The organism is Methylopila sp. Yamaguchi, from assembly GCF_002897035.1.
Lineage (GTDB): Bacteria > Pseudomonadota > Alphaproteobacteria > Rhizobiales > Methylopilaceae > Methylopila.
In genome coordinates, this window is the sequence record NZ_BAUX01000013.1 from 40,798 (window position 1) to 66,450 (window position 25,653).

The window sequence follows — 25,653 nt, forward strand, 5'->3', positions numbered from 1 at the left end:
GCGAGAAGGAGATGGCGATGCTGGCCGACCTGAACGAGGACGAACGCGCGCTAAAGCAGGGGCTGGACGCCTTCGCCGAGGGACGCCTTCGCTCCCACATCAAGCCGTTCGTGGACCGCCACGAGTTCCCGGTCGATCTCGTCCGGGAGTTCGCGGCGCTCGGCTACATGGGGGCAGCCTACGATCCCGGGCACGATGGCGGCGGACTCGGAGTGCGCGGCGCCGCCGTCGTCGCCGAGACGCTCGCCGCCGTTGAGCCGGGCTTCGCCGCGATTTACCTCTGCAACAGCGCGCCCATGACCGCCATCGCCCGCTTCGGCTCCGACGCGCTGAAACGACGGTGGCTGGGGCCGCTCTGCCGGGGCGAGATCATCGCCTCCTTCGGCGTCACTGAGACCCACGGCGGATCCGACGTGGCCGGGGTGAAGACGCGCGCCGTGGCGGACGGCGACGACTGGGTGCTGAGCGGCAGCAAGGTGTTCTCCACCAACGCCGGGACCGAGCTGCACGGCCTCTCCACCGTCGTCGCCGTGACCGACCCGGAGCTTGGGCCGAAGGGGCTGTCCACCTTCCTCGTCGCTGTCGGAACGCCGGGCTTCCACGTCGGCAAGGCGAACCGCAAGATCGGCTGGCGTATCGCCCCATCGGCGGAGCTGTTCTTCGACGAGTGCCGCGTGCCGAACAGCGCGATGATCGGCGGACGCGGCGAGGGCCTCAAGCAGATTCTGACGACCCTCAGCCTCGGCCGCATTCTCGTCGCAGCCGCGGCGCTCGGCCTGTCGCGCAAGGCGCTGGCGCTCGCGAGGGACTACGGCGCGACGCGACGGATCGGCGGGCAGCCAATTTTCGCACACCAGGGGCTTACCTTTCCGCTTGCTGACGCGATGACGCACATTCATGCCGCCGAACTGATGGTCCGGAACGCCGCCGTGCTCGCCGACGCGGGTCGTCCGTTCCGGCTTGAAACGTCCATGGCGAAGCTGTTCGCCAGCGAAATGGCGGGGGAGATCGCCGACCTCGCCGTTCAGGTGCATGGCGGCTACGGCGTGTACGACGAGTACGAGGTGTCTGGGCTTTTAGGCGAGGCCAAGGTTCTGCAGATCGTCGAGGGCACAAGCGAGGTGCAACGCTTGATCATTGCTCGGGAGCTGGCATCGTGAACAGACCGATCGAGCTATTTGGGTTGGCGTACGTTACCCGGCGCTGAGCAGGCGGCTCGAGAAAGATAGAGCGCTCAATAAGGTGTAGCGGGCGCATCCACGTCGCCTCGATGCGCCAGCCGGCCCGCCGCCACGTTTGGGCTGGCGAGCGACAGCGGCAGGCGTCGTGCCGATGGGCGGAAGCGAAGGCGCGGCAGCGGCCGCTGCCTGATGATGCGCTGATCGTGTTGCGCGCGGCTCCCGCCGAGACGAACGAGCTGGACGAGATATCGTCGGCGACGTCAACCTACTAGATGGAGCTGCTTGCCGAACGACGACTGAACAGCTCGGCTGCTATCTAGGGTTGAGGTTGGCTCGATTTCTTCACATCACGGATGCTCGTCTGGCGCGCGCGGTGCTGCGAAGCGGTCTGAAGCCTCAAACTTGGGGGACGGAGGCGAACGTCTATTGCGTGCCGGTCGTCCCATATTTCATGATCACCTTCCAGTGGGCTCGGGAACTCCGCCGCAGCGGCTATCGCAGTTCGATTGCCGTCGTGTTCGTGATCCCGGACGGCGAGAACGTGAAGGTTGGTCGCTACAACGACGAGGGCAAATCGGTTTCAGCAGCGGAGGCCGTAGCGGCATTCATGAGCGCACGTCTAACCCAGAGTAACTCCGCACTGCGCGAAGCGCGAGCGCAGGAGGCCCAAAAAGTCGCCGAAATCTCCAGCCTGCAGCGACTGGTGGCGCAGAGTGGTCAATCGGCGCAGGCGGCCCAGAAGCTGGACGACGAGTGGCGTAAGCTCGTCGCGTCGGATGCAATCGTCCAGAGACTGGCCGCTGCAGGCTTGCAGCCTGAGGAGCTTCTGCAGAAGCCGGACGATATTCGCGTCGTCGAGACGCTCATCAGGCAGGGCCTTAGCGGGAACGAAATAGCAGCGTCAGTGAAGGAAGCAGCTGAGCTTCGATCCCAGCTCGTAGGTAAGAGCGTCGCTTTTACGTCCAAAGCAGAGCTCGTCGAATTGGCGGAGCTTGGGCAGGAGGCGAAGCGCAGGGACGGCGGCGAGCATGACTGGCCTCCGATCGTCAATCTGAGCGAAGCGAAGGGCTACAGCTTCGGCACCGGCCGCGCGGAGCTTACATCTGACTTCAAGACGCAGATCGAGACGTCGATCGCCGAGCAGGTCGTCGGCATCATCAAGAAATACAAGGCGAGCGTTGTCGAGGTGATCGGGCACATTGACGAGCAGCCAGTGTCGCCACGGCCCTCAATCTCGACAAGAGCCTCATCCAGGTTCTGTCCGGCAAAGCCTCGGTAGACTCCCTCGTTTCCGGCGACAATTCGGGTTTGGGGATGGCCCGAGTGGTTTCGGTCGCGGGCGTCCTGAGGTCGGATCCGCGGTTCGCTTCCGTGACGGTCCTGCCGCTTTCCGGCGGGCAGATGATTATGCCGGGTGATCGGCTCACAGATGGGCGTTCGCCAGGTGACGCTCGTGAGCGTTGGCGAATCGCAATCCGTGTGCGCCGCCCGGAAGGCGCTGGACAGTGAGCGCATGAACTCCTTCGCGATTTCGAATTCTCGGAGCTGGCGTGCTTTGGTGGCCGTGTTGGCTGTCGTCGGATGCGCGTCCCATGCACAGGCGCAGTCCGTCGTGTCCGGTCACCCGCGGATCGTCGACGGCGACACGGTCGTGATCTACAGCTTGAAGGTCCGGCTCCACGGAATGGACGCTCCAGAGACCGATCAGGTGTATCTGAACGCGTCTGGAAAGAGCTGGGCATGCGGTATCGAAGCGCGTGATCGATTGGCCGCATACACTGGACAGCGGCCGGCGCGTTCAGGCGGCCGGAGATCTGCGCGCGCTCTTTGCCGACAAGCCTCGTCCAAACGGCGACTTTGGATCGTGCCGAGGCGCAGCGTCGCTCCGGCGCGGATCAGCCGGCCGGGACCGGCGTGTTGAGGAGCTGCTGCTCCCAAAGATAGGCGATGCCGCTGCCGCCCAGATGCGCGATGAGGATCTCGGTCAGCGCTTCGACGTGCTCGGTGCGCGCCCAGTCCCGCTGCCAGTCGCCGGCGAGGGCCATCCAGGTCATGACGTTCGCGCCGGCCGCGATCATGCGCTGGATGGCAACCTCGTGAGCCTCGGTCGAGACGCCGCCTGACGCGTCGGTGATCACGGACACGTCCCAGCCCTCGCCGCGGGCCTGAATGACGGGCATCGCGACGCAAACCTCCGTCCACAGGCCGGCGATGATCAGCTGCTTGCGGCCGGTCGCCTTGACCCGATCCACGACCCTCTGGTCTTCCCAGGTGTTGATCCAGGTTCGGTCGATGACGTCTTCGTCCGGAAAGACGTCGGTGATCTGCTTGAACAGGACGCCGCCGCGAGCCGCCAGCACGGATGTTAAAATGGTTGGGACGTTGAAGGCCTTGGCCAGCTTCGCCAGGGCGGTGACGTTGTTGACGACGACCTGCGGATCGTGACTGTTTACATTGGTCAGCTGATAAGGCTGATGATCAATCAGCACGAGGACAGAATCTTCAGGACGAAGAAGCGAAGAAAGTCCGTTTCGAAATGCCACGATTACATTCCTGTCTATTTTTAACTGATCTTGATCTCTTGAAGACAAGCGCCAATTGCCTCGGCGCCTGCCCTGGGCCGGACGTTGTCACCCCCTGTCGTGACGCGGTAGCGCTGGTCTGGGCACAACTGTGTCGCGCAACGGGGAACGCTCGCCTTGGACATCGAAGAGCTGCAGACCTTTGTGGAGGTGGCCGACGCCGGCGGCCTCACGCGCGCCGCTCAGCGGCTCGGGATCGCCAAATCGATCGTCAGCCGCAGGCTGCTGCGGTTGGAAGCTGATCTCGGCGTCCAGCTTCTCGCCCGCACGACACGTGGCGCGGCGCTGACCGAAGCCGGCGCGACGTTTCGGGACCACGCCGCCCGCGTCGTCGCCGAGATCGAAGCGGCGCGCGAGACGATTTCAGCGGAAGGAGAGCTTCGCGGCCTTTTGCGGGTCGCCGCGCCGCTTTCGTTCGGCCCGACGAACCTCGCGCCCATCCTTGCGGAACTGGGGCGGCGCCACCCGCAATTGCGGATCCACGCCAGCTACAGCGACCGCAAGGTCGATCTGATCGGCGAGGGATACGATTGCGCGATCCGGGTCGGCTTCCTCGAGGACTCCAGCCTGGTCGCGAAGCTCGTCGGGCCGATCTGCGGCAAGTGGGTCGCGAGCCCCGAATACATTAAGCTCAATGGGTCGCCCGAAACGCCGGAAGAATTCGTCACGCATGAATGCGTCATGCAAGGCACGGAAACGTGGCGCGTCATCGTCGGCGACAAGATCAAGACGATGAACGTGCAGGGCAGGTTCAAAGCCGACAACGGCACGGCGCTTGTTTCGGCCGCGCTGGCTGGTCTCGGCATCGCAGGTCTTCCGGCCGACCTGATCCTCGATCATCTCGCATCCGGCGCGCTGGTGGAGGTCATGCCGAACTTTCCGCCGCCGGAACTTGGCATCTACGTCATCCGGCCTCCAGGCCAGAACCCTTCGCGGAAGATCCGCGTGCTCACCGACATGCTGATCGAATGCTACGGCCACTACCGACAGACGGCCTGAGGCGGCCCGCGTCGGACGGGCGTTCCCCAAATCGCGACACAGTTGCGCAAACCCCGATGCTACTCGCGGAACAAGCGGCGATGTATGGCTCCGACGAAGGCCAATCATCCAACAAAGGCGAGGAAGCGTTCATGAAGTCGCTGGCAGTGACGGCCGACAAGGCTGCGACCGGATCTTCAGCTGCGTCCGAGGCGGACCGCGCCAAGATCGAGGGAGCGCTGGAAGCCTACGAGGCGGCCTTGAACGCCTCCGACACGGACAAGGTGATGGCGGTCTTCGCGTCCGACGGCGTCTTCATGGCCCCCAACAGCCCTTCGGCGGTCGGCCTCGATGCGGTGCTCGGGGCCTACAACGGGATCTTCCACGCGATCGCGTTCGACACCGAGCTGCATGTCGACGAGATCGTTCAGGTCGCGGCAGATTGGGCGTTCGTCAGGACGCATTCGGCCGGGTTCGTGACCGTGAACGCCACAAATGACCGCGTCGCCGACGCCAACCACGAACTGTTCGTGTTCCGCAAAGACGACGACGCCTGGAAGATCGCGCGTTACAGCTTCTCGTCGACGAACCCGCCGCCCCGATAAAGGCCGCTCCAGGGCCGCTTCGCCGATCCTTCGAACGCCGCGCCGGCGCTGCCGGAGCCGCCCGCAAGGGCTCGAAGATCGCGATCGCCGAGCGCTGTCTCGTGTTCACGCCAGAGCCGCCGTCGGAACTCTTCACCCGGGACGATCTGGCGGTTGAGGCGCAGCTTTCGCCTGAAATTCCAAGACTCAGAAGGAGATTTCCTATGACCCTCTCCCAGTCCGGCGCGGTGAAAGGCACGCCGTGAAGCGGGCCGAGCTCGTCGCCCGCGAGCACGGCGGCCTCAGCGGCCTTCGCCGCTTCGATCGCGCCGCCCGCGACCGTGACGATGGCGTTGATCTTCGGGTCGACAGCCTGGATGCGGTCGAGATGGGCCTTGACCACTTCGACAGGCGATACCTCGCGGGTGCGGATCATGTGGGCGAGCTTAGTGGCGTCAAAAGACGTGAGTTCGTTGGTCATGGCCAAATTCCTATCTAACGTTCGTTAGGGATAGGAGCTACAGCGTGACATTCGTCTCGTCAAGGGCTATCTAACGATCGTTAGGTTGATTGGAGGCGAATGGTGACCACGAACTCTCGCGAGGCGATCCTGGCGGCCGCGACGCGCATCGCGCAAGCGCACGGCTACGACGGAATGAACTTCCGCGATCTCGCGGCGGACGTTGGGATCAAGGCTGCGAGCATCTACCACCACTTCCCGAGTAAGGCCGAACTCGGGGCGGCGGTGGCCAAGCGATACTGGGAGGACTCGGCCGCCGCGCTTGAAAAGATCTCAAACGAGTCGTCGGATCCGCTTGAGGCCCTGCGCCGCTATCCCGAAACCTTCCGCTGGGCGCTCCAAAACGACAATCGGATCTGCTTGTGTAGCTTCATGGCGGCCGAGTTCGACGACCTGCCCGATCCCGTAAAGCGGGAGGTGTTGATCTTCGCAGATGTCAACGTAGCTTGGCTCGATAAATTGATCTCGGCCGCTAAGCTTGCTCCCCCCGGGGAGAGCGAACGGAGAGCGCGCGCCATCTTCGCCGCGGTCTCCGGCGCCCAGCTCATGGCGCGAAGCCGAGCTGACGTCTCGCTGTACGACGCGCTGATCGATGTCTACCGCACTACAGGGCTTCTTCCCGCCTAACTGAGTCGCGGCGTGGCGGCGCCAACGAGCTCGGGACCTTCCCAGTCGAGATGGCTTGGCACGTCCGCTACCGCCGCGACCCAGCCCACCGGTGGCTACGCGCGTTGATCGCGGAGGTGAGAAGGAGGTCGCGGGCGACGTATCTGCAAAGCCTCGACGTTGCGTGCGGTCACCCTCGTAAGGAGAGGGACGTCGGTCTTGTGAGGAGACTGGAGGTCAGCTACTGGCGCTTCGCAGTTGCTCGTTGTCGGCCGAGGTGATTTCGCGCCACCTGCAATAGATGCGCTCTCAATCAGAGCGTGTCCGCAGGCCCAGTTGTGCCGCGCGCCACGCCGACGCCGAAGCGCTGGCGGTATTCTCTGGGCCCGAGCCCCGTGACCTTGAAGAAGACCTTTCGGAACGCGCCTGGATCCTCATACCCGACATCCCAGGCGATTTGCTCGACGGTGCGCGTCGTCGCTTCGAGCGCCTCTCGGGCCTTTCCGACACGCAGGTGCTGGCAGTACTCCGTGGGCTTCAGCCCCGTGGCCTTGTGGAAGCGGCGCAGGAAGGTTCGCGGCTCAAGGCCGGCCGTCTTGGCCATGGCGGCGAGCGTGGCGTCGCGCGCGCCGCTCGCCTGCAGCCAGTGCTGGACCTTGAGCACCGCCTCGTCGCCGTGGCGCAGCTTCGGCGAGAAGACGCTGTAGTGGCGCTGCTCGCGGCCGGGCGGATCGACCAGCAGGAAGCGCGCGGCGTCCAGCATCGCGGTCGGGCCGAGCAGGCGGTCGACGAGCTTCAGGCCGAGATCCGTCCAGGCCATGATCCCGCCGGCCGTGATCAGGTCGCCGTCGTCAATGACCAGCTTGTCGATGTCCATCCGGGCGCCTGGAAACCGCTCGGCGAAGTCCTCGGCGTAGAACCAGTGGGTGGTGGCGGCGCGGTTTTCGAGCAGCCCCGTCTCGCCCAGCAGAAAGGCGCCGGCGCACACCGAGGCGAGGGTGGCGCCGCCGTCATGTCTTTGACGAAGCCAAGCCGCGAGCGGGGCCGCGTCCTCCGCCGTAATGGGCGCGACCACAGCCGGAGGCAGGATAACGAAGTCGGGTTCACCGGGAAGACCAGGATCGCTGTCCAGGACGCGATCAACCTGCCCGCCGTCCGCGCTCGCGCGCCAGTGGCTGTAGCGCAGGCGCGGGGCGCCGTCGCCGAGACGTCGCCGCGTCGTCATGTTGGCGACGGAGAACAGGTCGGTCAGGCCGTGGGCTGCGCCGAGCTGGGCGCCGGGATAGATCAGGACGGCGATTTCGGCCAAGGGAGGGGGCGGGGTCATATGTCAGTTATGGCCCGAATTCTGTCGATCGCGCCAATCCGAAAGCCACTGAGCGCCGGCTATCTCTCCTCACATCGAAACGAACCGGCGGCGAACGGCCCCGGCCCAGCGACAGGAGAGCATCATGGCCTACGTCACCACCTCAGACGGCGTCGACATCTTCTTCAAGGACCTCGGCCCGAGGGACGCGCAGCCGATCGTGTTCCACCACGGCTGGCCACTGTCGTCCGACGACTGGGACGCGCAGGTCCTGTTTTTCCTTCAGAAGGGCTATCGCGTCGTGGCCCACGACCGCCGCGGCCATGGCCGTTCCAGCGAGACCGGGACCGGCCACGACATGGACCATTACGCAGCCGACGTTGCCGCGGTCTCCGACCACCTCGACCTGAGGAACGCCGTCCATATCGGCCACTCGACCGGCGGCGGCGAGGTCGCCCGCTACGTGGCGCGGCACGGCGAACCGAACGGCCGCGTGGCCAGGGCCGTGCTGGTCTCGGCCGTGCCGCCGCTGATGGTGAAGACCGAGAACAATCCCGGCGGTCTGCCGATCGAAGTGTTCGACGGCTTTCGGGCGGCGCTCGCCGCCAACCGGGCGCAGTTCTTCCTCGACGTGCCCTCGGGCCCCTTCTACGGCTACAACCGCGAGGGCGCGAAGGTCGATCAGGGCGTGATCCAGAACTGGTGGCGGCAGGGCATGATGGGCTCAGCCAAGGCGCATTACGACGGCATCAAAGCCTTCTCCGAGACCGACCAGACCCAGGACCTGAAGGCCATCTCGGTCCCGACGCTGGTTCTCCACGGCGAGGACGACCAGATCGTGCCGATCGGCGCGTCCGCGCACCAATCGATCAAGCTGCTGAAGAACGGGACGCTGAAGACCTATCCCGGCTTCGGCCACGGCATGCTCACCGTGAACGCCGACGTTCTGAACGCCGATCTGCTGGCCTTCGTGCAGGGCTGATACCGAAACGAAAAGGGCGCGTCGGAACCGGCGCGCCCTCTCGGCCCGATCTAAGCGCCGTGGCGAGCTCGGAGCCTTCAAGCTTCCCCACCACCGACATTGACCTTCTGCATGGAGATCTGCATACAGATAACCATGCAGAAGAATTCAAGCCGCCCCGACGCACCCCCGACCCGCTACCAGCAGGCCTATGAAACCATCCGCGAGATGGTCGTCTCCGGACGCCTGCGCGGCGGCGACATGATCTCCGAGGTCAAGCTTGCGGAGGAACTCGAGATCAGCCGAACGCCGGTGCGCGAGGCCGTGAAGCGGCTGGTCGCGAACGGTCTTGTGGAGAGCACGCCCCGGGGTCTCCGGGTGTTCCGGCCCAAGCCGCAGGACGTGGCGGAGGTTTACTTCCTACGTGCCGCTATTGAAGGCGCGATGATCCGCGCCGCCTGCGCCCGCATCTCCCCCAACGAGATTTCCGCGCTGCGTAAAATCCATACGAGGACGCTCGAGGCAAACGGCCGGGACGACATCGTCTCGCTGGTGGCTCTCAACGGCGAGTTCCATTCGGTGATCGCAGCCGTGGCGGGGAGCGTCAGGGCCGAGAACACTTTGATGGCGCTCGATCCGCTGGTCGCGACCTACCGAAGGCTGTCGCTCTTGGCGCCCGGCCATCGCGCCGCGTCGATCGACGAGCACGGCCGCCTCATCGACCTGCTGGACGCCCGCGACGGCGAGAAGGCCGAGGCGCTGATGCGCGCCCACATCGCCCGCGCCGGCCGCCGCATCACCGACGCCGTTCTTCAGATCGATCCGGCGCAGGACGACGGCGAGGCGCTGCGGCAGCTCGCCAATCTCGACGGCCTGGACACCGAACAAGCGCGCTGAGCGCGCGAGACAAAGACTGCGCAGGGGAGACGCGTGACATGGACGAGATGACTTTCGACGTGGTGGTGGTTGGCGGCGGCGTCACCGGCGTGGCGGCCGGCATCGCCGCTGCGCGGGCCGGCGCCAGTGTCGTCGTTTTGGAGCCGCGTCCGTTCGTGGGCGGCAACGCGACCACCGGCCTCTGCCTCCACAGCTTCCTGACGCGTGACCGCCGTCAGACCGTCTTCGGCCTGGCGCAAGAAATGGTCGACCGCCTGAAGGCCATTGGCGCTGCGGTCGGCCATATCCCCTATGACGGCTTCGTCAGCGCGGTGACCCCAGTCGACGGAGACTGGTTCCGCATTCTTGCGAGTGAGATGCTGGCCGAGGCCGGCTGCCAGGTGATCTATGGCGCGAGCGTCGTGGGCGTCGAGCGGGACGGCGACGCGATCGATGCGCTGAATGTCGCGATGAAGGGCGGCCTGCGCCGCGTCGTCGCGGATTCCTACATCGACACCAGTGGAGACGCCGACATCGCGGCGCTCGCGGGGGCTCCGACCCGAAAGGGTGAGGAAGGCACCGGGAAGATGCAGCCGGTCTCCATGCTGATGCACTTCCACCGCGTCGACACCCGCCTGATCGCGAAGACGCTCGGCGAGGTCGGGCCCGCGATGGCCGACAAGGCCGGCGAAAGCGAGCCCATCCCCGTCTATTTCAACGGCACGTTCAGCGCGTGGAACGATGTCATTGCAGACGAAAAGATCTTCCCCAATCGCGACCACAAGGTGTTTTTCAACACGGTCTGGCCGGACCGCATCAACGTCAACACCTCGGCGGTCTTCGGGGTCGACGGCACCGATCCGGTTGCGATGTCGCGCGCCTTCCAGGATCTCACGCGGCAATGCGTGAAGGCCGGCAACTTCCTCGTGAAGCACGTTCCGGGGTTTGAGCGAGGCTATTTCGCTCCGCAGGTGGTCGCGGGCGTTCGTGAGAGCCGCAACATCCTCGGGCGCTACGAGATCACGAAAGAGGACGTGCTTGAGGGCCGGAAGTTTGACGACACGGTCGGGCAGATTTGCTTCCCGGTGGACATCCACCATCCGGACACCGGTCAGGCCTATTTCGTGGACGTCGGCGGCGATGGCGCGTTCGACGTGCCTTACCGCTCGCTGTTGCCGCAGGGGATCGACAACCTGATCGTCGCTGGCCGCTGCCTGTCGGCTACTCACTTCGCCCATGGCGCGACGCGCAACATGGCGCCCTGCATAGTGACCGGCCAAGCCGCCGGAACGGCTGCCGCGCTCGCAGCGCGCGGCAACGCTCCAGTCGCTCATCTCGACGTTGCGGACCTGCAGAAGCAACTCGTCGCGGACGGAGCCTTTCTCGGCGGGAGCGAGGAGCCCCGCGAGCGGCGAACAGCCTGACGACCGAACTCAAAAATCAAAAACAAAAGCTGTGCAATGGGAGGTTTGACATGCGGCGTAGGGAGTTTCTCGCCCTCGGCGCCGGCGCGCTTGCGGCGCCAGCGCTTCTAAACAAGGCGTATGCCGGCGGGCCGGATTGGCCCGCCAAGCCGGTCCAGATCACCGTGCCGTTCCCCCCGGGAAGCGCGTCCGACATCCTATCGCGCGCCCTTGGCGCGCCAATGGGCGACATGCTTGGTCAGTCCATCGTCGTCGAGAACAAGCCTGGGGCTGGGGGCGCCATCGGCACGGGATCGGTCGCCGCTGCCCCCGCCGACGGGTATACGCTGCTGATGGCGACCGCCGCTCACACGATCACTGCGGTCACCATGAAGAAGCTCACTTTCGATCCACGCAAGGACTTCATCCCCGTCATCGAGCTTACGACGATGCCTCTGGTGCTCGTGGTGCATCCGGAGGTCAAGGCGAACTCCGTCCAGGAGCTTGTCGCCCTCGCAAAAGAAAAACCTGGCGGCATCACCTTCGCGTCTTCCGGGCCAGGCACCACGCACCAGATGGCGAGCGAGTTCCTTAAGTTGACCGCGGGGATCGACATTGTCCATGTGCCCTATCGCGGCAGCGGGCCGGCGCAGCTCGATCTCACAACCGGTCGGGTCGATATGATGTTCGACAACATCGTCGCCTGCATCGCGAACATACGCGCCGGCAAGCTGCGGCCGCTCGCGGTGAGCTCCAAACAGCGTTCGTCCATCCTGCCGAACGTTCCTACGATGGCCGAGTCCGGCTATCCCGACTTCGATGTCGGGGCATGGTTCGGCATCATGGTGCGGGCTGGCACCCCGCAGCCTATCGTTGACCGCATTGCGACCGTGTCTGGCGACGCCATGCGCCAGCCGAAGGTCTCCGACCTCTTCACCAAGGATGGCGCGGTCGTGACGGCGAAAACCGGCGCGGCGTTCGAAAAGCTGCTCGAGGCTGACTACAGCCGGTGGGAGACGGTGGCGAAGGAAAGCCGGATCCAAATTGAATGAAGGGCCGTGGACGGGGCGAAGGACGCTCCCCGGTCGCTAATGCCGTTGGGTCTCGATCTGAGGACGGCAAAATCCGCTCTCAGAGCGAAAAGTCAGACACGGCCTGAAAACTTGGGACGCGCACGCACCAGGGTGAAGCGCGTCCCAGCTCCGATGTCTCGCCCGTCTCGAGATCAATAATCCCAGAACGCCGGCACCCAGCGGAACGTCTCGCCCTCGGCCGCGACCCGGCCGACGGACGGAAACGGCAGGTGGGTCGCGACCAGCTGTTCGCCGGTCGCCGCAAGCTCTTGCAGAAGTTTCACCCTGACGCGAGCGGCCTCCTCCGGATCGTGCTCGAAGCCGTTGTGCCAATCGGGATGATCGAACCCCACGGTGAAGACGGCGTCGCCGGCGAAGGTCAATCGGTCGCCGCCGGATGCGACGCGCACGATGCTGTGCCCGGGGGTGTGGCCGCCGGTGCGCTGGACAACAACCCCGGGCGCCACTTCATGCTCGTTCTCGAACGTCCGCAGCTGGTCGCGGTATGCGGTGGCGAAGCGCTTTGCGGCGGACCTCAGCGCGTCCGGGAATCCTTGCGGCATGGACGTGAGGGAAAAGTCCGGCGCTTCCCAGAACGCGAGCTCGGCGGCCGCGACGTGGATCCGCAGGTCCGGACGCAGCGCTTCCTTCACCCCGTCCACGAGAAGGCCGCCGACGTGATCCATGTGCATGTGAGTCAGCACCACGTCGGTGACCGACGCGAGATTGATGCCGGCAGCCTCCAGTCGCATGATCAATTGCCCAGCGCGCGGCAGATTGAGGTCGGGGTCGAAGCCGAGGCCCGCGTCGATGAGGATCGTCTGCTCGCCGCTGTGGACCACGACCACGTTCAGCGACCAGTCGAACGCCTCCCGCGGTAGGAACATCTCATCCAGCCAGGCGGCGCGGTCGGCCGGGGCGGCGTTGTGCCCCAGCATCACTGTGGGGAGCGGTAGAACCCCGTCGCTGATCACCAGCACCTCAATTTCGCCGACGCGTACGGCATAGCGTGACGGCACCAGTTCATTAGGCTTCGCAAGAGGAGCCCGGACGTGTGTCCCGATGTCCATTCCAGCTTCCTTCCGAGATTTGATCGTGTTGCCGGATGCGAAGCGGCGACTTACGGCTGAGCGTTCTCCAGCGCGGCGCCGCGGATTTCGCCTCCGGTCGCTCGACGCCGGAGTACGGGCGTCGCGAAAGGAAGACGAGCCGCCCAGCTGCGATGTGACACGCTGGAGGTAAATCGCCTTCTCGAGCCGTCGCGACTATCCGGGGATGGCGTCTTGAAGGCTTCGGTCGTGCCCGCCTTCGCCGTGAACGGGGCGTTCGAGCCTATTTCTCCGGCTCGATGTCACATGCGGCGACGCCTGCTCGTCACAGCCCCGAACATTCCGTTTGGGGACATCTTCATGACCAAGGCGATTCCGACCTTCGCCATCGTGTTTGGCGCGGGCCTTGCGGTGAACGGCATGTACATGCTCGCGGATCCGCAAGCGTGGTACTTTGCGATACCGGGCGTCACCACGACGGGCCCGTTCAACCAGCACTTCCTCCGCGACATCGGGCTGATCTTTGTGTTTCTCGGCTCCGCATTCGCCCTAGGCGCGGCACGGCGCGAGGTCCGCACCCTGCTTTGGGGCGCCGGCGCGGTCTGGCTCTCCGGCCACGCGCTGTTTCACTTCTGGGAGGTCGCCGCCGGGATCTGCGGGCCCGACGCGCTGGCGAGAGACTTTCCGGCGGTGACGACGCCTGCGTTGGTCGCGATCACGCTCACGGTCTGGTCGGCGCGCCGTGCTGAGCGCTGACGAGGCGACAGCCGCGTTTGAGGCGGAGCGGCCGCGGCTCGTCCGGCTCGCCTACCGGATGCTCGGCTCGCTCGGCGAAGCGGAGGACGTGGTCCAGGACGCTTGGATCCGCTGGCGGCAGGTAAACCAAGCAGAGGTCACCTCGCCCGGGGCGTTCCTTTCACGGACGGTCACTCGGCTCTGCCTGGACGTCATGAAGTCCGCCCGCGTCCAGCGTGAGACCTATTTCGGAACCTGGCTGCCGGAACCCATCGCCACGACGCCGGAGGACGACATCGGCGATGACATAACGCTGACCCTGATGCTGGCGCTGGAGCGGCTTTCCCCGCTTGAGCGCGCGGCGTTCATCCTGCATGACGTGTTCGGCGTGCCGCTTGACGAGATCGCCACAACCCTTGACCGCGAGGCTCCGGCCGTCCGGCAGCTCGCCGCACGGGCGCGGAAACACGTGCAGGCCGCCAAACCGCGCTTCCCTCTCGACCGGGATGAAGGCGCAAGGATCGCGAAGGCCTTCTTCGAGGCGTCGGCGTCCGGCGACGTAGCAGCCCTTCGAGCGATGCTTGCGGACTCGGTGGTCGTGCGCTCGGATGGCGGCGGCAAGGCGCATGCCTTCCCACGTCCCATCATCGGCATCGAGCGCGTGTCGCGGATGTTCGAAGGCGTGGCGCGCAAGTCGTGGATACAGCGGGCGCGGAAGCTGCAGGACCTCTGGATCGACGGCCTGCCGGGCTACTTCAGCCTCGAGCCAAGCGGCGCATTCCAGACGGTGGCGCTCGAGATCGAGAACGGCCTGATCGTCGGGATCTACTTCACGCGCAACCCCGACAAGCTGGAGCGTCTCATCGAGCGCTTCGGCCGGGACGCGGCCTGGCGGACGACCCACTAGCGAACTGTCAGCGCCGGGCGATCGCGAGTTCCGCCCGGCAGGCGCTTGAGAAGTCGCACAGCGGGTCGAGGTCGCCTGCGTGTCGGATGTCCGCGAAGGCGGCCAGATCCTTGTTCGGAGAAAAATAGGTTTCGCCGATGCGCTGCATGACGCGCTCGGCCTCCGCAAGCGTATCGGGCTCGCCGAACAGCCGGATCTTATTGACGATGGCGTACAGGCTTACGAGCTTGGCCGGATCTTCGAGCTCATGCCGAAAGGCGTCGCCGAACCGCGTCCGACGCCTCCTGGATGAACTCGCCGTAGAGCGCTTCACGGCGCGCGCGGTCCTGCACCAGCAAGGTCGCACGCTCCTGGGCGTGCTTGGTGAGCCAGGTCGTGTCCAACGACGCAAGCGCGCCGATGGCTGAGCCGGCAAGAGCGGCCAGCGCCGAAATATAGCCCGCGTCCATCGGCTCAGGCCGTCTCAGGAGGTGCGCTTCGACTGGGCTGCGAGCCAGTCGCCGAACCGTTTCTGCGAAATGCGCGCGCCCTCCTCGGGGGTAAGGGAGCGGTCGTCGATCATCGTGCCGAAGTAGCCAACCGCGTCGTCCGTGAGCACGTCCTTCGGCTCGCCAATAGATTCGAAATACCTCCTCACGAGTTCGGCGATCGGCATCTTTTCCGGCCCCGCGATCTCCACCATCCCATTCGACGGCGCCGCCTGCGCCAGCTCGGCGACGAGGGCTGCGACGTCGGCCGATGCGACCGGCTGGATGGCGCGTGACGTGGCGCGCCTCACGCCGTCGACCGTCGCGGCGGCTGCGATGGTGGCGGCGAACTCGAAGAACTGGGTGGCGCGCACAAGCGTCCAAGGGATGCCGGACGAGGCGATCAGCTCTTCCTGCGCGAGCTTGGCCCGGAAGTAGCCGCTGTCGAGCAGGCGTTCAGTTCCGACCACTGAAAGGGCGACGTGGTGCGTGACCCGCGCGGCCTTCTCGGCCGCTGCAAGGTTGCGGCCCGCGCGGACGAAGAACTCCATCGCGGCGTCGTCCGCGAAGGACGGGGAGTTGGCGACGTCGACTACGACAGTCGCGCCCTTTAACGCCTCGGCGAGCCCTTCGCCCGTCACCGCGTTGACGCCGGTGTTGGGGGAGGCCGCAATCGCCTCGTGACCCTCGGTCTTCAACCGCGCAACGACTTGCGAGCCGATCAGCCCCGTTCCGCCGATAACGACGATCTTCATGCGACGCTCCATCTCTCTCGCGCCCCACCAGAGCGCTTTCGGAGACATGACGAGCGAAGGGATGGGCGATGTGACATCCGGCGGAGGGGAAAGTTGCGACCCTGCTCCCGGAGGCGCGATCTAGCCCGGAGGGTGGCCCTCACGTCGCCGACCTCATCGGCGAACGGATCCCGCGTATCTGGGTGCTACTGATACAGATTTGCAGCAGTTCGGCGCGTCGCCAATTGTTGTTGAAATATCGTGATCATTTCACGTCATCTTTAAATCGGAGGTCATCGGCTGATGATCTCCGATATTCCCTAGCTCGGTTGGGTGACTGCAATCGCGGGGGGGAATTCTCGAGCGAGGTGGTCGATGAGCGCGCGGACTGCCGGGGGGAGACCTCGCCGCGTGGTGAAAACAAGGTGGACGATCCCGACCTGCGCATGCCAGCCCGGAAGCACACGAACCAGCTTCCCGATATCCAGCATGGAGCGGCAGACGCGGTCGGGCAACAACGCCACGCCGAGCCCGGCGGCGGCGGCGTTCAGGAGTTGATCCATGTTCGTGCAGCCCAGGCGAGGCTCGACTCGGACAGTCTGTGTTCGTCCATCTGCCGCCTCCAAGCGCCAGTCCGCGACATCGTGGTCGTCCTCCGTCGACAGCGCCGGCAAGGATGCGAGCTGTTCCACCGAGGCGACCTGGCTTGCCAACTGCGGACTTGCGACAAGGATGCGGATGGATTGGCCTAGCGACCGGACGGTGAGCTCCGCGTCGGTCGTCAAGTCTACGCGCACCCGCAGCGCCAGATCGATCCGCTCTTCAATGAGATCAACGGCGCGATCCGCGGCGATGAGTTGCAGCCGCACCCTTGGATACCGCGCGAGAAATGACGTCATCAGGTCGGAGACGGGCGCGATCATGCCGGTCGGGCAGCTAAACCGGATGCGGCCCTGCGGTTCGGCCTGCGCCTCCATCACCAACGCTTCGGCCCGGTCAGCCTCGGCGAGCATCGCGCGGCACCGCTCGTAAAATGCCCGACCGGTCTCGGTCACCTGGAAACGGCGGCTGGAGCGCTCGATCAGGCGTAGCCCGAGCCGCTCTTCCAGCCCAGCGACGCGCCGGCTGAGCTTCGACTTGGGCTCGCGAAGCGCGCGGCCTGCCGCGGCGAAGCCGCCGTGGCTCACCACCTCCGCGAAATAGGCCAAGTCATTCAGGTCGACCCGCATCATCGTTCCTCTCGTGGAACGCTACGTGCCGGAAATGCTGGCTACAGACAACCTCGTCTCGTCTGCATCTTCAATGCGGCGGCGCTTCGCCGCCGAGGATTCAGGAGACGTACAATGACCAATCGGTTCAGCAACAAGGTGGTGGTCGTAACCGGCGGCACCAGCGGTATTGGCCTTGCCACCGCCAAGGCGTTCGTCGCGGAGGGCGCGGCGGTGTTCATCACCGGGCGCCGCCAAGATGTACTGGACGCCGCGGTCAGAGAAGTCGGCGGTCGAGTCACCGGCGTGCGCGCCGACATGTCAAAGCTCGCCGACATCGATCGTGTCTATGATGCTGTTCAGCAGCAGCACTCCCAGATCGACGTCATCATTGCGAACGCGGGCGGCGGCACGATGCTTCCGCTTGGCTCAATCACAGAGGAGCAATATCTGCAGACGTTCGATACGAACGTGAAAGGAACGATCTTCACGGTGCAGAAGGCGTTGCCTCTGCTAAAGGACGGCGCTTCGATCGTCCTCATGAGCTCCAACGCCGGGTCCTCTGGCACGCCCGCATTCAGCGTCTACAGCGCGAGCAAGGCCGCGGTGCGCAATCTGGCCCGCAGTTGGATCCTCGACCTCAGGGATCGCCACATCCGCGTGAACGTCGTCAGCCCGGGACCGACCGAGACGATCGGGCTCACTGACGTGTTTGGCGGCGGCGAGCAGGCGCAGGGCATCAAGGACTATCTCGCGACCCAGATCCCGGTCGGCCGAGTGGGCAAGCCCGAGGAGATCGCCAAGGCCGTACTGTTCTTGGCGTCAGACGATGCCAGCTTCATCAACGGCGCCGAACTTTTCGTCGACGGCGGGGTCACGCAGATCTGAGCGAAGCGATCCGACCGCCCGTGATCTCGGGCGGTCGGCCGAGGCTCGTGCCTTCGGCGATCGCTTCGCCAATCGCTGCCTCATGTCGAGCCAGCTCGCCAATGCGACCTAGCTCCTAGCCCTCGTTCTCATTTCCGTCCCAATGCATCCAGGCATCCGATTGCGGCCCGAACGGCAGGAGGCTCCGCGTCACATGGTTCATCGCGGCTGGGGCTCGCTCTGCCTCAAGCGCGGGTGCCGAAGGCTGCTGGTGTGTGCGCTCGACCCGCGCCTTCATCGGTGCGGGATGCGGCGTCGGGCAGGCGGAGGCCGCTCCTGGCGCGAGTATCGCGAGGGCGGCGGCGGCGAAAACGCTCCGAAAGTTGAAAGCGGTCATTCGAGTCTCCATAGATCTTATTTGATCTATTGGTGAGACGCACCAGATCGATCGAAATTCCACGCCCCTGCTTCTTAATTATTAAGATTAGATTTTGGGGGTCTGATCTCGAATGACATCGGCAAGGGGGTGGATGTCCTTCGGCGCAGCGTCGCCAACAAGGCTGTACCCCATGCCGGCCCGAGCCCAGGCGACCCCGCCGATCCGTCCTATTTCGTGCTCGGACATCGGGGCGTCCCCCGACGACGCCATCGGTCGCATCAGCATGACGAGCCTTTGGCCCCGATCGTCGTCGTACATGAACATGCCTGCGGGGCCGTGCGCCGTGGGAACGATCCGGCCGCCCATGAAGCGGTAGCCCGAGGCTGTCAGGTCGGGCGCCGTCACCTTGGCGTTAAGTCTCTTCGACATCCACGCCACCAGTTCGGCGCTGTCGGCAGCGCGAAGTTCGACCGGGCGACCGTGGTCGGAGGCGTATGTCGTGAAGCTTTGGGACGCCTCCAGCGCGAGGGCCGTCACTCCCGTCGCCGTGGGCTGGGTGAGCCCCCGGCCGATCCAGCCCCCGCCGCCGCCAAGCGCGAGCAGCGCAACAGCCGCCGCCACAGACCGCCATGAGGCGAAGCGGGGTTGCCGCCTCGCCGCGACGATCCTGCCGAGGTTCAACTCCGGTGGGACAGGCTCGCGTAGAACGGGCGCATAGGCCTCGCGAAGCTGGTCGCGTTGCTCCGAAAGGCGACGCACCCGGTCGGCGACGTCGGGGTTGGCCGCGAGATAGGCTGAGACGTATCTACGGCGATCGTCGGGAAGGGCGTCGTCCACATAAGCCTGAAGATCGTCCTCCGAGATTGGGCGGGCGGTCATTTCACGCTCCTGAGGTAAGTGACGGGGTGCGCCGGTTCGTCGGCGGTGATCGAACGTAGAAGTCGTTCGCGACCGCGCGACAGCCGAGACATCACGGTGCCGACGGGAATGTCGAGCACGCGGGCCGCTTCCGCGTAGGACAGGCCCTCGACCGTCACCAGCAGGATCACGTCGCGCTGGTCGTCGGGAAGGGCGTCGAGCCTCGCCACGAGTTCGCGGTGACGCATCCCGTCCTCCTGCGAAGGCGCGCGGGCGAAAGCATCCTCGTTCGCGTCATCGATCGCGACATGCGCGCCGCGGCGCTTCACTTGCCGGAACTGGCTGACGGCAAGGTTGTGGAGGATCGCGAAGAGCCACGACTTCACGTCGCCGTCTGATCGACGCTGGCTCCAGCGCGAGACCACGCGTTCGAGGCAATCCTGCACCAGATCGTCTGCGGAGGAGACATCATGGGTCAGGGCGCGCGCATATCGCCTCAAACCCGGGATCTGCGGTTCGACCGCCGCCATCATGTCCTGCATAGCGGACATATCACTCACGTCCGTTCATTCGAACTGCGCCTGAACCGGCGCGCCGATTCTGTCCGCCGAGCCCGACACAATGACGAGATAGCGGCGTTGCTCCTTCGCGTTCGGCGCGACGATCTGACGGATCGGCCCGACGGCGTTGACGATTGCGGAACCCGCGGGGTTCGTCATGAAGTTCGCGAGCGGCTCCAAGGCTCCGTGGCCATCGGCCTTGTCGGAGAGCGCGAGCAGGTAGGGCGCCTTCGGCTCAAGGCCGGTCACGGCCGCCTGTAGAACCTGCGTCAGGCCCTGCTCGAACAGCGACACGCTTGTGGACGCCACGTCGCCGGCCTTCCCGACCGAGCGCATCTTGAGATGGACAGCGCTGCCCGCAGCCGCGAGCGGCGTGAGACCTGAAGCGCCGTCGCCTTCGGGAACGGCGTTCGGGACGTAAGCAACCGCCTGGGGCGCTTGGCCGATGGGAACATGCGCGACGACTGCGCGGGTCGCAGTGTCGATTGCGATCATCGCGTCCGCGTTCTCCAATCCGACATACATGCGAGACCCGTCGCCCGAGGGCCAGATCCCATGCGGGAGGGCGCCGACCGGGATCGTCTCGACCTGCGAAAAGTCGTCGGTCCGGAACACTTTGACCTCGTTCAGACCGCCGACCGTGACGTAGGCGAAGGTCCCTTCGCGGGTCTTCGCAAAATTGACGTGGTTGGTGATGGGCCCCGTGTCTAGCGACTTCAGCACGGCGAACGGGGGGCGCGCGTCGAACACCATCGTGCGCCCGACGTCCTTCAATGTCAGCCACACCTGCGATCCATCGGGGGTCGCGGCGATGTTTGGACAGAACGGCGATTCCTGCTTCAACCGTCCGACGATCGCATGGTCCGAAACTGATATGACGGCCGTCTCCGCGGTAAAGGACGAGCAGACGTAGCCGTACTTTCCGTCGGGCGAAAAGATCGTCATTCCTGGCCCGGGCGCGACCTTGATGCGCGATTTTTCTTGGTAAGTCGCAGGGTCGAGCACCGAGACGTAATCCTCGCCGCGCACCGTCGCCCAAACCTCACGGCCGTCAGGCGTGAAAAACGCCTCGTGCGGCGAGCGTCCGACATAGGTGGTCGCCTTTACGGCGTTGGTGGCGGTGTCGATGAAGGTCACCGAGTTCGTGCCGATCGAAACGACGACAAGCGTCTTGTGATCAGGGGAAAATCCCATCCCGTGCACCAGAACCTCCCCCCGGTAGAGCGGGCTGAGATTGCCCGGTTGCGGGTCACCCAGGCGAATAACGCCGAGGAGTTTATTGTCGGCGGGATCGGTCACCGAAACGGTGTTGGAGAACTGCTCCGCCGCGTAAACGCGATCGCGATGACTGATCGGCGTGTCGGCGACGCCAGCCGCGCCGGGCGCTTGCCCCGCAAGGGCCGGGCAAAGGGCGGACAGACTTGAACCGGCCAGAACGGAGAGCGTGAGAAGGGTGTGGCGCATCGTAAGGCTCACTTCATGGACATGGAATGATCGTGCGCCATTGCCGCCGCGGGCGGCGGCGCGGCGGGCGATGGACTTGAGGCGACAGGCGGCTCTTTGATCGCGATCCGCATCGCCGCGATCTCCTGCTGCTGGGTGACGATGATCTCCTGCGCGAGGCGCTTGAGCCTCTCGTTGCCGCCATGGCGCAGCAGCGACTTCGCCATGTCGATCGCGCCCTGATGGTGGGACGTCATCATGGCGACGAAGTCGCGGTCGACGTCGCCGGTGAGCGGCGCCGCCATGTCAGCCATCATCTTGTCCATCGCCTGGGCGTTCTCGGCGAGGAAAGCCCCTTCGGGACCGTGGCGATGCGTCGCGCCGGCTGAAGCGCCAGAGGCATCGGCCTCTGCGTGCGCCGGATCTTGAGCGAGCGCAGCGACGGACGGCGCGCTTAGGACGGCGAGAACCACGACGAGCCCGCCGATTCCGCGCAGGCTAGGCACTCGCGCGCCTGAAACGTCGATCCGGATCATGCCTTACTCCTCATGACGTGTGCGGTCATGAGGGTCAGACGCGCCGGCGAGCGCGAAATTCCATTCAGCCAAAAAATTCGTGCGGCGACATCTGCCTGACGCGCCTACGATCAGCGGACGCGACTTCCGCAGCCATTTAGGCGGAGATCTTCGTCAGCGCGATAGAGACATGTTCGTCGTGGTTGTCTCGGGAAACATGGGGATGCTTGATCGGTAGAAAGGTCCAACCCAGGAGATTTGAGAAACCTGACGCGTCGCCGGACTCGCGGGTTAAGTATGTCCTTTCCTGGCGCACGGAGCCACCAGTCCGCTACTGGCGCCGGGCGGCTTGCCGACCTCTGGCCAGAGTTGCCAAAGCGGACGTAGCGTGGAGCCGCCTACTGGCCAGCTGAAGCGACTCGTTAGCGATCGCCGCTCTTCGCAGCGTCAGCGCGAGCGCCAGCCGCCTTCATTTTACGACCAGCCCGGACCATCGGGGCGTCGACCGGACCAGATAAAGGCCGCCTGTGCTTGGTCGTTTTAGCCCCTGATAGAGCCGCGGCGAGCAGCGCCCGCGCCGCCTCTTCGCGCGACATCAGATCAAGGTGAGCAGCGATCCAGCCGTCGAGCTTGGCGAGAAGCTCGAAGTCCGCCGGTATCGTGAGAGTGGCGACGCTGGGGGTCGCCGGTGACAAGTCGTTCTGGATCATTGAGGTAGCCTATCAGCGCCGCAAGTCGGAATAGCGGCCGGGGGGGCGACGAGGCCGTGCCGAAAAGTCGGCTCGAAGGTCGGGCGTCAGGATCCGTCCTTTACTAGGGTGATCGTCAGCTCATGCGCGCGCGCGAAGCGACCGCACGAAAGGCGACCGTTCGGCGATGGCCTGGGTGACGGCGCTTGACTAGGCATGCTTTCCGAGCCGCTCAGCCCCAAGCAATTCCCCATGGACGGCGCAACACCGTCCCAACGAGTCGCCGGAGCCAGCCGAGCCAGGATGTTGCGCGCAATTTCATGCAGACCCGCCCTTTCAGCTACGACCTGTCGGCAGGGCGATCCAATTCGTGCGCCGGCGAAACGACGGCGCGTCAGCTCAATGACTGGCGGAGTTGATCCATCCCGTCATGCAGCGCCACGACCGCGGCGACGACCGAGATCGGGATCAGACGCGCCATGACCCAATTCATCATGGCGAGGTCTCGGGAGCGACGGGTGGGAGACGCAAGGATCGTCATGGCTCGTCCAAGGCCGCGCGGTCCGCGTCGAGAGCCGCGGTCAGATCCGCGGGATCTACGAGATGGAACTGAACCGCGCCGACGCGGACGGCGAGCGCCGGCGTCTGCAGCATCGTAGCGACGCGGCGATAGGCGAGGATCGAGACGCCGAGGATCTCATCCTCATCGACCACGAGCCGGTACGTGCCGGCCGGCTGGGGATTGTCGAGGGCCTTCAGCGTGAACGGCCGAAGGAACGTCACCGTGGATTCCTGGGTCCGGCGCGACATGTCGAACGCCGTCAGGACTTCTTGGACTTCGGCGCGGCGCCCGGTGAGGCGCCGATCTTCAGAGCCGATGTTGGGGCGGGCTCCGCCGCCTTGATCTTCTTCGGCTTCTTGGCTTCCTTGTTTCCGCGCTTCTGTGCTTTGGCCATACGCCGTACTCCGTTGGGCCCGTCGGGGCCGGAAACCAAAAGGCAACCCCGTCGTTTCGAAAGGCGACGGGGTCGAAGACGCTCTCAAGCGCCTCTTTGGATCTGATGCTGCCGCGCCACTGCCAACGAGGTTCGCCAGTACATCCGTGGTCGACCTCGCTCTTCAGGGCGCTTCACCGCGCCGCCCGGAGCGACCAGTGCGGCCGGCGTCGCGATCAGGTCTGCATTTGCAGCCGGTCGGCCGTCATCTTGCCGCTCTTTCGGTCGGAGACGATCTCGTGGGCCACCTTCTGGCCCTCCTGAAGATCGGAGATTCCGGCGGTCTCCCATCGCGCTGATGCGCACGAACGCGGCAACGCCGCCCTCGTCAGGCGCGATGAACCCGAAGGCCTTCAGGACGTTGAACCATTTGACTGTTCCATAAGACACGGGAGATCCTGTTTGCAGGATAGAAGCGCGCGTCTACAAAGAGGCGCACGCCGCAGCGCTGCCTGATGAAACAAAATCCGGCGAGTTCCAAATTTCTGCTTGAACACGCAATATATTAAATCACTTGAACGGCATTGTAAAATGATGTGCACGGCGTCATTTACAATGACGCGTCGGATTTTATTTTTAGGTTATTCATGGGATGGCTGACGCCCATGTCCGCACCCCATCAACCCGAGGAGCGCTTGTGGACGTAATGGTCAAACCGGTCATCGACCGGAAGGAATGGCTGCTGACCGACCTTTTGGGCCGTTCGATGGGGGTGATCCGGACCACCGACAGCGGACAGGTCAGTGTCGAGCCGGACGGCAAGGCGACCATGACCATGACCGGCATGCGCTGCGGTCCGTTTGCCTCGCTCGACGAGGCGCTCGCGATGATCGAAACGCACACCCGAGGCGTCTGCCGCCGCGAGCCTGGCGAGGCTCAGGCTTCTGTAGATGAGACCGCCGCGACGGTCGAGACCTCGACGGCCATGTCCGAGAACGCGTCCCGTGAGCCAAGATAGCTGCCCGAAAGCGGCATGATTTGCCTGATGTCTCGGGCGACCGCGACCGGGATCAGATTGGCGCCGCCGACGCTGCGATTGGTTGGATCGAACGTGATCCAGCCTGCGCCCGGCACATAGACCTCCGCCCAGGCGTGGGTCGAGCCAGACCCGTTCGAGCCGACCCGCCCCACGCCCGGATCATGGAGATAGCCCGACACCACCCGCGCTCCGAAGCCGAGGCTGCGCGTGGTCTCGGCGAATAAGGTCGCGAAGTCGCGGCACGAGCCGCGGCGCCGGTCGAGCGTCTCGAGCGGCGACTGGACGCCTTCGTCTTCACGGATCTCATAAGCGACCTCGACCGCTACGCCAACGTTGACGTCCTTCAGCAGCGACAGCGTGTCGGTCGGCTGGCCATAGACGAACCCCCGTGCCCAGGCGCGGAGCCGACCCGCCGGATCGAGATACTGGTTGAGCGTCAGCGAACCGAGATCCATCCGCTCATCGTCGGAATAGGGAAACGGTACTGGATCGCCGACGCCGCGACGTCGAAGATCGGCCAGGCCGGCGCGTCGAGCTCGATCTTTGCCACGCTCTCGATCGTCAGGAGATCGGTCGCGCTTTCAAAACTTGCGATCGCCACGGCATTGCCGAACACGTCGTAGCTCCAGGACAGCGACGCCGCGGGCGTGATCGTGACGTCGATCGACAGCAGCCTGAGCTCGCGGCTCTCGCGCGGCCGAACCACCATCCTGTGCGGGTTGAGGCGCACGGGACTACGGTAGCGATAGGTCGTCCGGTGCAGGATCGTGATCTCGTCCAATGCGGTCTCCTGCGCTTGCGACGCAGAACGCACGCCTGCGGTCGATCGGCCATGCGACGTCCGGCTCAGGCGTTTCCGGCTCGTGGGTCGTCTGCAAGAAGTTCGTTCTGGACGCAGACGAGCTTTCGCAGCGTCTCGATCATTCTGGCGGCGTCCTGGAGCAATCGCGCGGTCTCGTCCGGCGTCAGGTCGTCCGTCATGACGGCCGCTGCGCGAAGTACGTCGACGAGATCGGGCGTCGGCTTCACTCTTCGAACTCCGTCGGCGTCCGTCCCGCGCGAAACAGCACCACCGGATTTTCGTCCGCCTGCTCCGTATCGACGTCATAGCCTTGGCTAAGCGCGACGACGCCGGCGAACCGGCCCTCCGATCGCTCGGCGCGGCCCTTCGCCTCCGCGGCTGTCTTGAATTTCATTG

General features: G+C 65.0%; 29 protein-coding genes and 4 pseudogenes. 14 read left to right on the plus strand and 19 right to left on the minus strand.

Annotated elements, in window-relative coordinates:
- Positions 1–17 precede the first annotated feature (17 nt).
- Together METY_RS15180 and METY_RS15185 are read left to right on the plus strand one after the other, a co-directional pair.
- Positions 18–1,160, plus strand: coding sequence for an acyl-CoA dehydrogenase family protein (locus METY_RS15180; RefSeq protein ID WP_103122294.1), 1,143 nt, complete (start codon positions 18–20; stop codon positions 1,158–1,160).
- Between the two features lie 472 nt (positions 1,161–1,632).
- Entirely contained in the window at positions 1,633–2,460 is an 828-nt protein-coding gene (locus METY_RS15185) for a hypothetical protein (RefSeq protein ID WP_103122238.1), read from the plus strand.
- Between the two features lie 616 nt (positions 2,461–3,076).
- On the opposite strand, the gene METY_RS15190 is transcribed toward METY_RS15185, so the two are convergent.
- Positions 3,077–3,724 (minus strand): hydrolase, encoded by a 648-nt coding sequence (locus METY_RS15190; RefSeq protein WP_103122239.1) that lies wholly within the window; start codon positions 3,722–3,724, stop codon positions 3,077–3,079.
- Between the two features lie 156 nt (positions 3,725–3,880).
- On the opposite strand from METY_RS15190, the gene METY_RS15195 reads away from it, so the two are divergent.
- Positions 3,881–4,762: a LysR family transcriptional regulator gene (locus METY_RS15195; protein ID WP_103122240.1), complete on the plus strand. Its 882-nt coding sequence runs from the start codon at positions 3,881–3,883 to the stop codon at positions 4,760–4,762.
- 131 nt (positions 4,763–4,893) lie between these two features.
- A complete protein-coding gene (locus METY_RS15200; protein WP_160147362.1) occupies positions 4,894–5,346 on the plus strand; it encodes a YybH family protein in 453 nt (150 codons plus the stop codon).
- 289 nt (positions 5,347–5,635) lie between these two features.
- Here the strand turns inward: METY_RS15200 and METY_RS15205 are convergent.
- Positions 5,636–5,806: pseudogene (locus tag METY_RS15205) on the minus strand (amidase); the annotation flags it as partial.
- Positions 5,807–5,908: 102 nt separating this feature from the next.
- Here METY_RS15205 and METY_RS15210 point away from each other — a divergent pair.
- A complete protein-coding gene (locus METY_RS15210; RefSeq protein ID WP_200819699.1) occupies positions 5,909–6,472 on the plus strand; it encodes a TetR/AcrR family transcriptional regulator in 564 nt (187 codons plus the stop codon).
- A 26-nt stretch (positions 6,473–6,498) separates the two neighbouring features.
- Positions 6,499–6,597 (plus strand): annotated as a pseudogene (locus METY_RS21445) (LysR family transcriptional regulator); the annotation flags it as partial.
- Positions 6,598–6,764: 167 nt separating this feature from the next.
- Here METY_RS21445 and METY_RS15220 read toward each other — a convergent pair.
- Positions 6,765–7,778: a GlxA family transcriptional regulator gene (locus METY_RS15220; protein ID WP_103122243.1), complete on the minus strand. Its 1,014-nt coding sequence runs from the start codon at positions 7,776–7,778 to the stop codon at positions 6,765–6,767.
- A gap of 124 nt (positions 7,779–7,902) precedes the next feature.
- Here METY_RS15220 and METY_RS15225 point away from each other — a divergent pair, with 124 nt between their 5' ends.
- From METY_RS15225 to METY_RS15240, 4 genes are all read left to right on the plus strand, one after another.
- Positions 7,903–8,739: an alpha/beta fold hydrolase gene (locus METY_RS15225; protein WP_103122244.1), complete on the plus strand. Its 837-nt coding sequence runs from the start codon at positions 7,903–7,905 to the stop codon at positions 8,737–8,739.
- Between the two features lie 135 nt (positions 8,740–8,874).
- Positions 8,875–9,615: a GntR family transcriptional regulator gene (locus tag METY_RS15230; RefSeq protein WP_160147363.1), complete on the plus strand. Its 741-nt coding sequence runs from the start codon at positions 8,875–8,877 to the stop codon at positions 9,613–9,615.
- Between the two features lie 38 nt (positions 9,616–9,653).
- A complete protein-coding gene (locus METY_RS15235) occupies positions 9,654–11,018 on the plus strand; it encodes an FAD-dependent oxidoreductase (protein ID WP_103122246.1) in 1,365 nt (454 codons plus the stop codon).
- 50 nt (positions 11,019–11,068) lie between these two features.
- Entirely contained in the window at positions 11,069–12,049 is a 981-nt protein-coding gene (locus tag METY_RS15240) for a tripartite tricarboxylate transporter substrate binding protein (RefSeq protein ID WP_103122247.1), read from the plus strand.
- A gap of 173 nt (positions 12,050–12,222) precedes the next feature.
- Here METY_RS15240 and METY_RS15245 read toward each other — a convergent pair whose 3' ends face one another.
- Entirely contained in the window at positions 12,223–13,140 is a 918-nt protein-coding gene (locus tag METY_RS15245) for an MBL fold metallo-hydrolase (protein ID WP_103122248.1), read from the minus strand.
- 339 nt (positions 13,141–13,479) lie between these two features.
- On the opposite strand from METY_RS15245, the gene METY_RS15250 reads away from it, so the two are divergent.
- Positions 13,480–13,875 (plus strand): hypothetical protein, encoded by a 396-nt coding sequence (locus METY_RS15250; protein ID WP_103122295.1) that lies wholly within the window; start codon positions 13,480–13,482, stop codon positions 13,873–13,875.
- Positions 13,862–14,761: a sigma-70 family RNA polymerase sigma factor gene (locus METY_RS15255; RefSeq protein WP_103122249.1), complete on the plus strand. Its 900-nt coding sequence runs from the start codon at positions 13,862–13,864 to the stop codon at positions 14,759–14,761. The genes METY_RS15250 and METY_RS15255 overlap by 14 nt, the downstream gene beginning before the upstream one ends.
- 7 nt (positions 14,762–14,768) lie before the next feature.
- Here METY_RS15255 and METY_RS21450 read toward each other — a convergent pair whose 3' ends face one another.
- From METY_RS21450 to METY_RS15270, 4 genes are all read right to left on the minus strand, one after another.
- Entirely contained in the window at positions 14,769–14,909 is a 141-nt protein-coding gene (locus METY_RS21450) for a hypothetical protein (RefSeq protein WP_244593679.1), read from the minus strand.
- Between the two features lie 97 nt (positions 14,910–15,006).
- Entirely contained in the window at positions 15,007–15,210 is a 204-nt protein-coding gene (locus tag METY_RS21455; RefSeq protein ID WP_244593680.1) for a hypothetical protein, read from the minus strand.
- A 14-nt stretch (positions 15,211–15,224) separates the two neighbouring features.
- Positions 15,225–15,983 (minus strand): SDR family oxidoreductase, encoded by a 759-nt coding sequence (locus METY_RS15265; protein ID WP_103122250.1) that lies wholly within the window; start codon positions 15,981–15,983, stop codon positions 15,225–15,227.
- A gap of 299 nt (positions 15,984–16,282) precedes the next feature.
- Positions 16,283–17,194 (minus strand): LysR substrate-binding domain-containing protein, encoded by a 912-nt coding sequence (locus tag METY_RS15270; protein ID WP_244593681.1) that lies wholly within the window; start codon positions 17,192–17,194, stop codon positions 16,283–16,285.
- Between the two features lie 111 nt (positions 17,195–17,305).
- Between METY_RS15270 and METY_RS15275 the strand changes: the two genes are divergently transcribed.
- Entirely contained in the window at positions 17,306–18,058 is a 753-nt protein-coding gene (locus tag METY_RS15275; RefSeq protein WP_103122251.1) for an SDR family NAD(P)-dependent oxidoreductase, read from the plus strand.
- A gap of 463 nt (positions 18,059–18,521) precedes the next feature.
- Here the strand turns inward: METY_RS15275 and METY_RS15280 are convergent, their stop codons facing one another.
- The 8 genes and pseudogenes from METY_RS15280 to METY_RS15310 form a co-directional block, all read right to left on the minus strand.
- A complete protein-coding gene (locus METY_RS15280; RefSeq protein WP_103122252.1) occupies positions 18,522–19,295 on the minus strand; it encodes an anti-sigma factor family protein in 774 nt (257 codons plus the stop codon).
- Positions 19,292–19,816 (minus strand): RNA polymerase sigma factor, encoded by a 525-nt coding sequence (locus tag METY_RS15285; protein ID WP_103122253.1) that lies wholly within the window; start codon positions 19,814–19,816, stop codon positions 19,292–19,294. The genes METY_RS15280 and METY_RS15285 overlap by 4 nt, the downstream gene beginning before the upstream one ends.
- A 24-nt stretch (positions 19,817–19,840) precedes the next feature.
- Positions 19,841–21,298, minus strand: a complete 1,458-nt coding sequence (locus METY_RS15290) for a YncE family protein (protein ID WP_103122254.1) — start codon at positions 21,296–21,298, stop codon at positions 19,841–19,843.
- An 8-nt stretch (positions 21,299–21,306) separates the two neighbouring features.
- Entirely contained in the window at positions 21,307–21,813 is a 507-nt protein-coding gene (locus METY_RS15295) for a DUF305 domain-containing protein (protein ID WP_103122255.1), read from the minus strand.
- 401 nt (positions 21,814–22,214) lie between these two features.
- Positions 22,215–22,502, minus strand: a complete 288-nt coding sequence (locus METY_RS15300) for a hypothetical protein (RefSeq protein ID WP_103122256.1) — start codon at positions 22,500–22,502, stop codon at positions 22,215–22,217.
- A gap of 516 nt (positions 22,503–23,018) precedes the next feature.
- The gene (locus tag METY_RS15305; RefSeq protein WP_103122257.1) at positions 23,019–23,291 is read right to left on the minus strand and encodes a hypothetical protein; all 273 of its coding nucleotides are present in this window, start codon (positions 23,289–23,291) and stop codon (positions 23,019–23,021) included.
- Positions 23,292–23,302: 11 nt separating this feature from the next.
- Complete coding sequence (locus METY_RS21625; protein WP_255400960.1) at positions 23,303–23,437, minus strand: hypothetical protein; 135 nt, start codon at positions 23,435–23,437, stop codon at positions 23,303–23,305.
- A 215-nt stretch (positions 23,438–23,652) separates the two neighbouring features.
- A pseudogene (locus METY_RS15310) lies at positions 23,653–23,866 on the minus strand (cold-shock protein).
- A gap of 202 nt (positions 23,867–24,068) precedes the next feature.
- On the opposite strand from METY_RS15310, the gene METY_RS15315 reads away from it, so the two are divergent.
- Positions 24,069–24,434 carry a hypothetical protein gene (locus METY_RS15315; RefSeq protein ID WP_146035735.1) on the plus strand — a complete coding sequence of 122 codons (366 nt, stop codon included), beginning with the start codon at positions 24,069–24,071 and terminating at the stop codon, positions 24,432–24,434.
- Here METY_RS15315 and METY_RS15320 read toward each other — a convergent pair.
- The 3 genes and pseudogenes from METY_RS15320 to METY_RS15330 form a co-directional block, all read right to left on the minus strand.
- A pseudogene (locus tag METY_RS15320) lies at positions 24,353–25,236 on the minus strand (transglutaminase family protein). The gene METY_RS15315 and the pseudogene METY_RS15320 overlap by 82 nt on opposite strands.
- Positions 25,237–25,301: 65 nt before the next feature.
- Positions 25,302–25,484: a hypothetical protein gene (locus METY_RS15325; protein ID WP_103122259.1), complete on the minus strand. Its 183-nt coding sequence runs from the start codon at positions 25,482–25,484 to the stop codon at positions 25,302–25,304.
- Positions 25,481–25,651: a hypothetical protein gene (locus METY_RS15330; RefSeq protein WP_244593682.1), complete on the minus strand. Its 171-nt coding sequence runs from the start codon at positions 25,649–25,651 to the stop codon at positions 25,481–25,483. Before METY_RS15330 ends, METY_RS15325 begins: the two co-directional genes overlap by 4 nt.
- Positions 25,652–25,653: the final 2 nt, after the last annotated feature.

Excerpts from the sequence above, each read along its gene's own strand:
- METY_RS15180 (WP_103122294.1), top strand. The coding sequence starts at position 18 with ATGCTGGCCGACCTGAACGAGGACGAACGCGCGCTAAAGCAGGGGCTG.
- METY_RS15185 (WP_103122238.1), top strand. The coding sequence starts at position 1,633 with ATGATCACCTTCCAGTGGGCTCGGGAACTCCGCCGCAGCGGCTATCGC.
- METY_RS15200 (WP_160147362.1), top strand. The coding sequence starts at position 4,894 with ATGAAGTCGCTGGCAGTGACGGCCGACAAGGCTGCGACCGGATCTTCA.
- METY_RS15220 (WP_103122243.1), bottom strand. The coding sequence starts at position 7,778 with ATGACCCCGCCCCCTCCCTTGGCCGAAATCGCCGTCCTGATCTATCCC.
- METY_RS15225 (WP_103122244.1), top strand. The coding sequence starts at position 7,903 with ATGGCCTACGTCACCACCTCAGACGGCGTCGACATCTTCTTCAAGGAC.
- METY_RS15230 (WP_160147363.1), top strand. The coding sequence starts at position 8,875 with ATGCAGAAGAATTCAAGCCGCCCCGACGCACCCCCGACCCGCTACCAG.
- METY_RS15235 (WP_103122246.1), top strand. The coding sequence starts at position 9,654 with ATGGACGAGATGACTTTCGACGTGGTGGTGGTTGGCGGCGGCGTCACC.
- METY_RS15240 (WP_103122247.1), top strand. The coding sequence starts at position 11,069 with ATGCGGCGTAGGGAGTTTCTCGCCCTCGGCGCCGGCGCGCTTGCGGCG.
- METY_RS15245 (WP_103122248.1), bottom strand. The coding sequence starts at position 13,140 with ATGGACATCGGGACACACGTCCGGGCTCCTCTTGCGAAGCCTAATGAA.
- METY_RS15250 (WP_103122295.1), top strand. The coding sequence starts at position 13,480 with ATGACCAAGGCGATTCCGACCTTCGCCATCGTGTTTGGCGCGGGCCTT.
- METY_RS21450 (WP_244593679.1), bottom strand. The coding sequence starts at position 14,909 with ATGCAGCGCATCGGCGAAACCTATTTTTCTCCGAACAAGGATCTGGCC.
- METY_RS21455 (WP_244593680.1), bottom strand. The coding sequence starts at position 15,210 with ATGGACGCGGGCTATATTTCGGCGCTGGCCGCTCTTGCCGGCTCAGCC.
- METY_RS15265 (WP_103122250.1), bottom strand. The coding sequence starts at position 15,983 with ATGAAGATCGTCGTTATCGGCGGAACGGGGCTGATCGGCTCGCAAGTC.
- METY_RS15270 (WP_244593681.1), bottom strand. The coding sequence starts at position 17,194 with ATGATGCGGGTCGACCTGAATGACTTGGCCTATTTCGCGGAGGTGGTG.
- METY_RS15275 (WP_103122251.1), top strand. The coding sequence starts at position 17,306 with ATGACCAATCGGTTCAGCAACAAGGTGGTGGTCGTAACCGGCGGCACC.
- METY_RS15280 (WP_103122252.1), bottom strand. The coding sequence starts at position 19,295 with ATGACCGCCCGCCCAATCTCGGAGGACGATCTTCAGGCTTATGTGGAC.
- METY_RS15285 (WP_103122253.1), bottom strand. The coding sequence starts at position 19,816 with ATGCAGGACATGATGGCGGCGGTCGAACCGCAGATCCCGGGTTTGAGG.
- METY_RS15290 (WP_103122254.1), bottom strand. The coding sequence starts at position 21,298 with ATGCGCCACACCCTTCTCACGCTCTCCGTTCTGGCCGGTTCAAGTCTG.
- METY_RS15295 (WP_103122255.1), bottom strand. The coding sequence starts at position 21,813 with ATGATCCGGATCGACGTTTCAGGCGCGCGAGTGCCTAGCCTGCGCGGA.
- METY_RS15300 (WP_103122256.1), bottom strand. The coding sequence starts at position 22,502 with ATGATCCAGAACGACTTGTCACCGGCGACCCCCAGCGTCGCCACTCTC.
- METY_RS15305 (WP_103122257.1), bottom strand. The coding sequence starts at position 23,291 with ATGTCGCGCCGGACCCAGGAATCCACGGTGACGTTCCTTCGGCCGTTC.
- METY_RS21625 (WP_255400960.1), bottom strand. The coding sequence starts at position 23,437 with ATGGCCAAAGCACAGAAGCGCGGAAACAAGGAAGCCAAGAAGCCGAAG.
- METY_RS15315 (WP_146035735.1), top strand. The coding sequence starts at position 24,069 with ATGGCTGACGCCCATGTCCGCACCCCATCAACCCGAGGAGCGCTTGTG.
- METY_RS15330 (WP_244593682.1), bottom strand. The coding sequence starts at position 25,651 with ATGAAATTCAAGACAGCCGCGGAGGCGAAGGGCCGCGCCGAGCGATCG.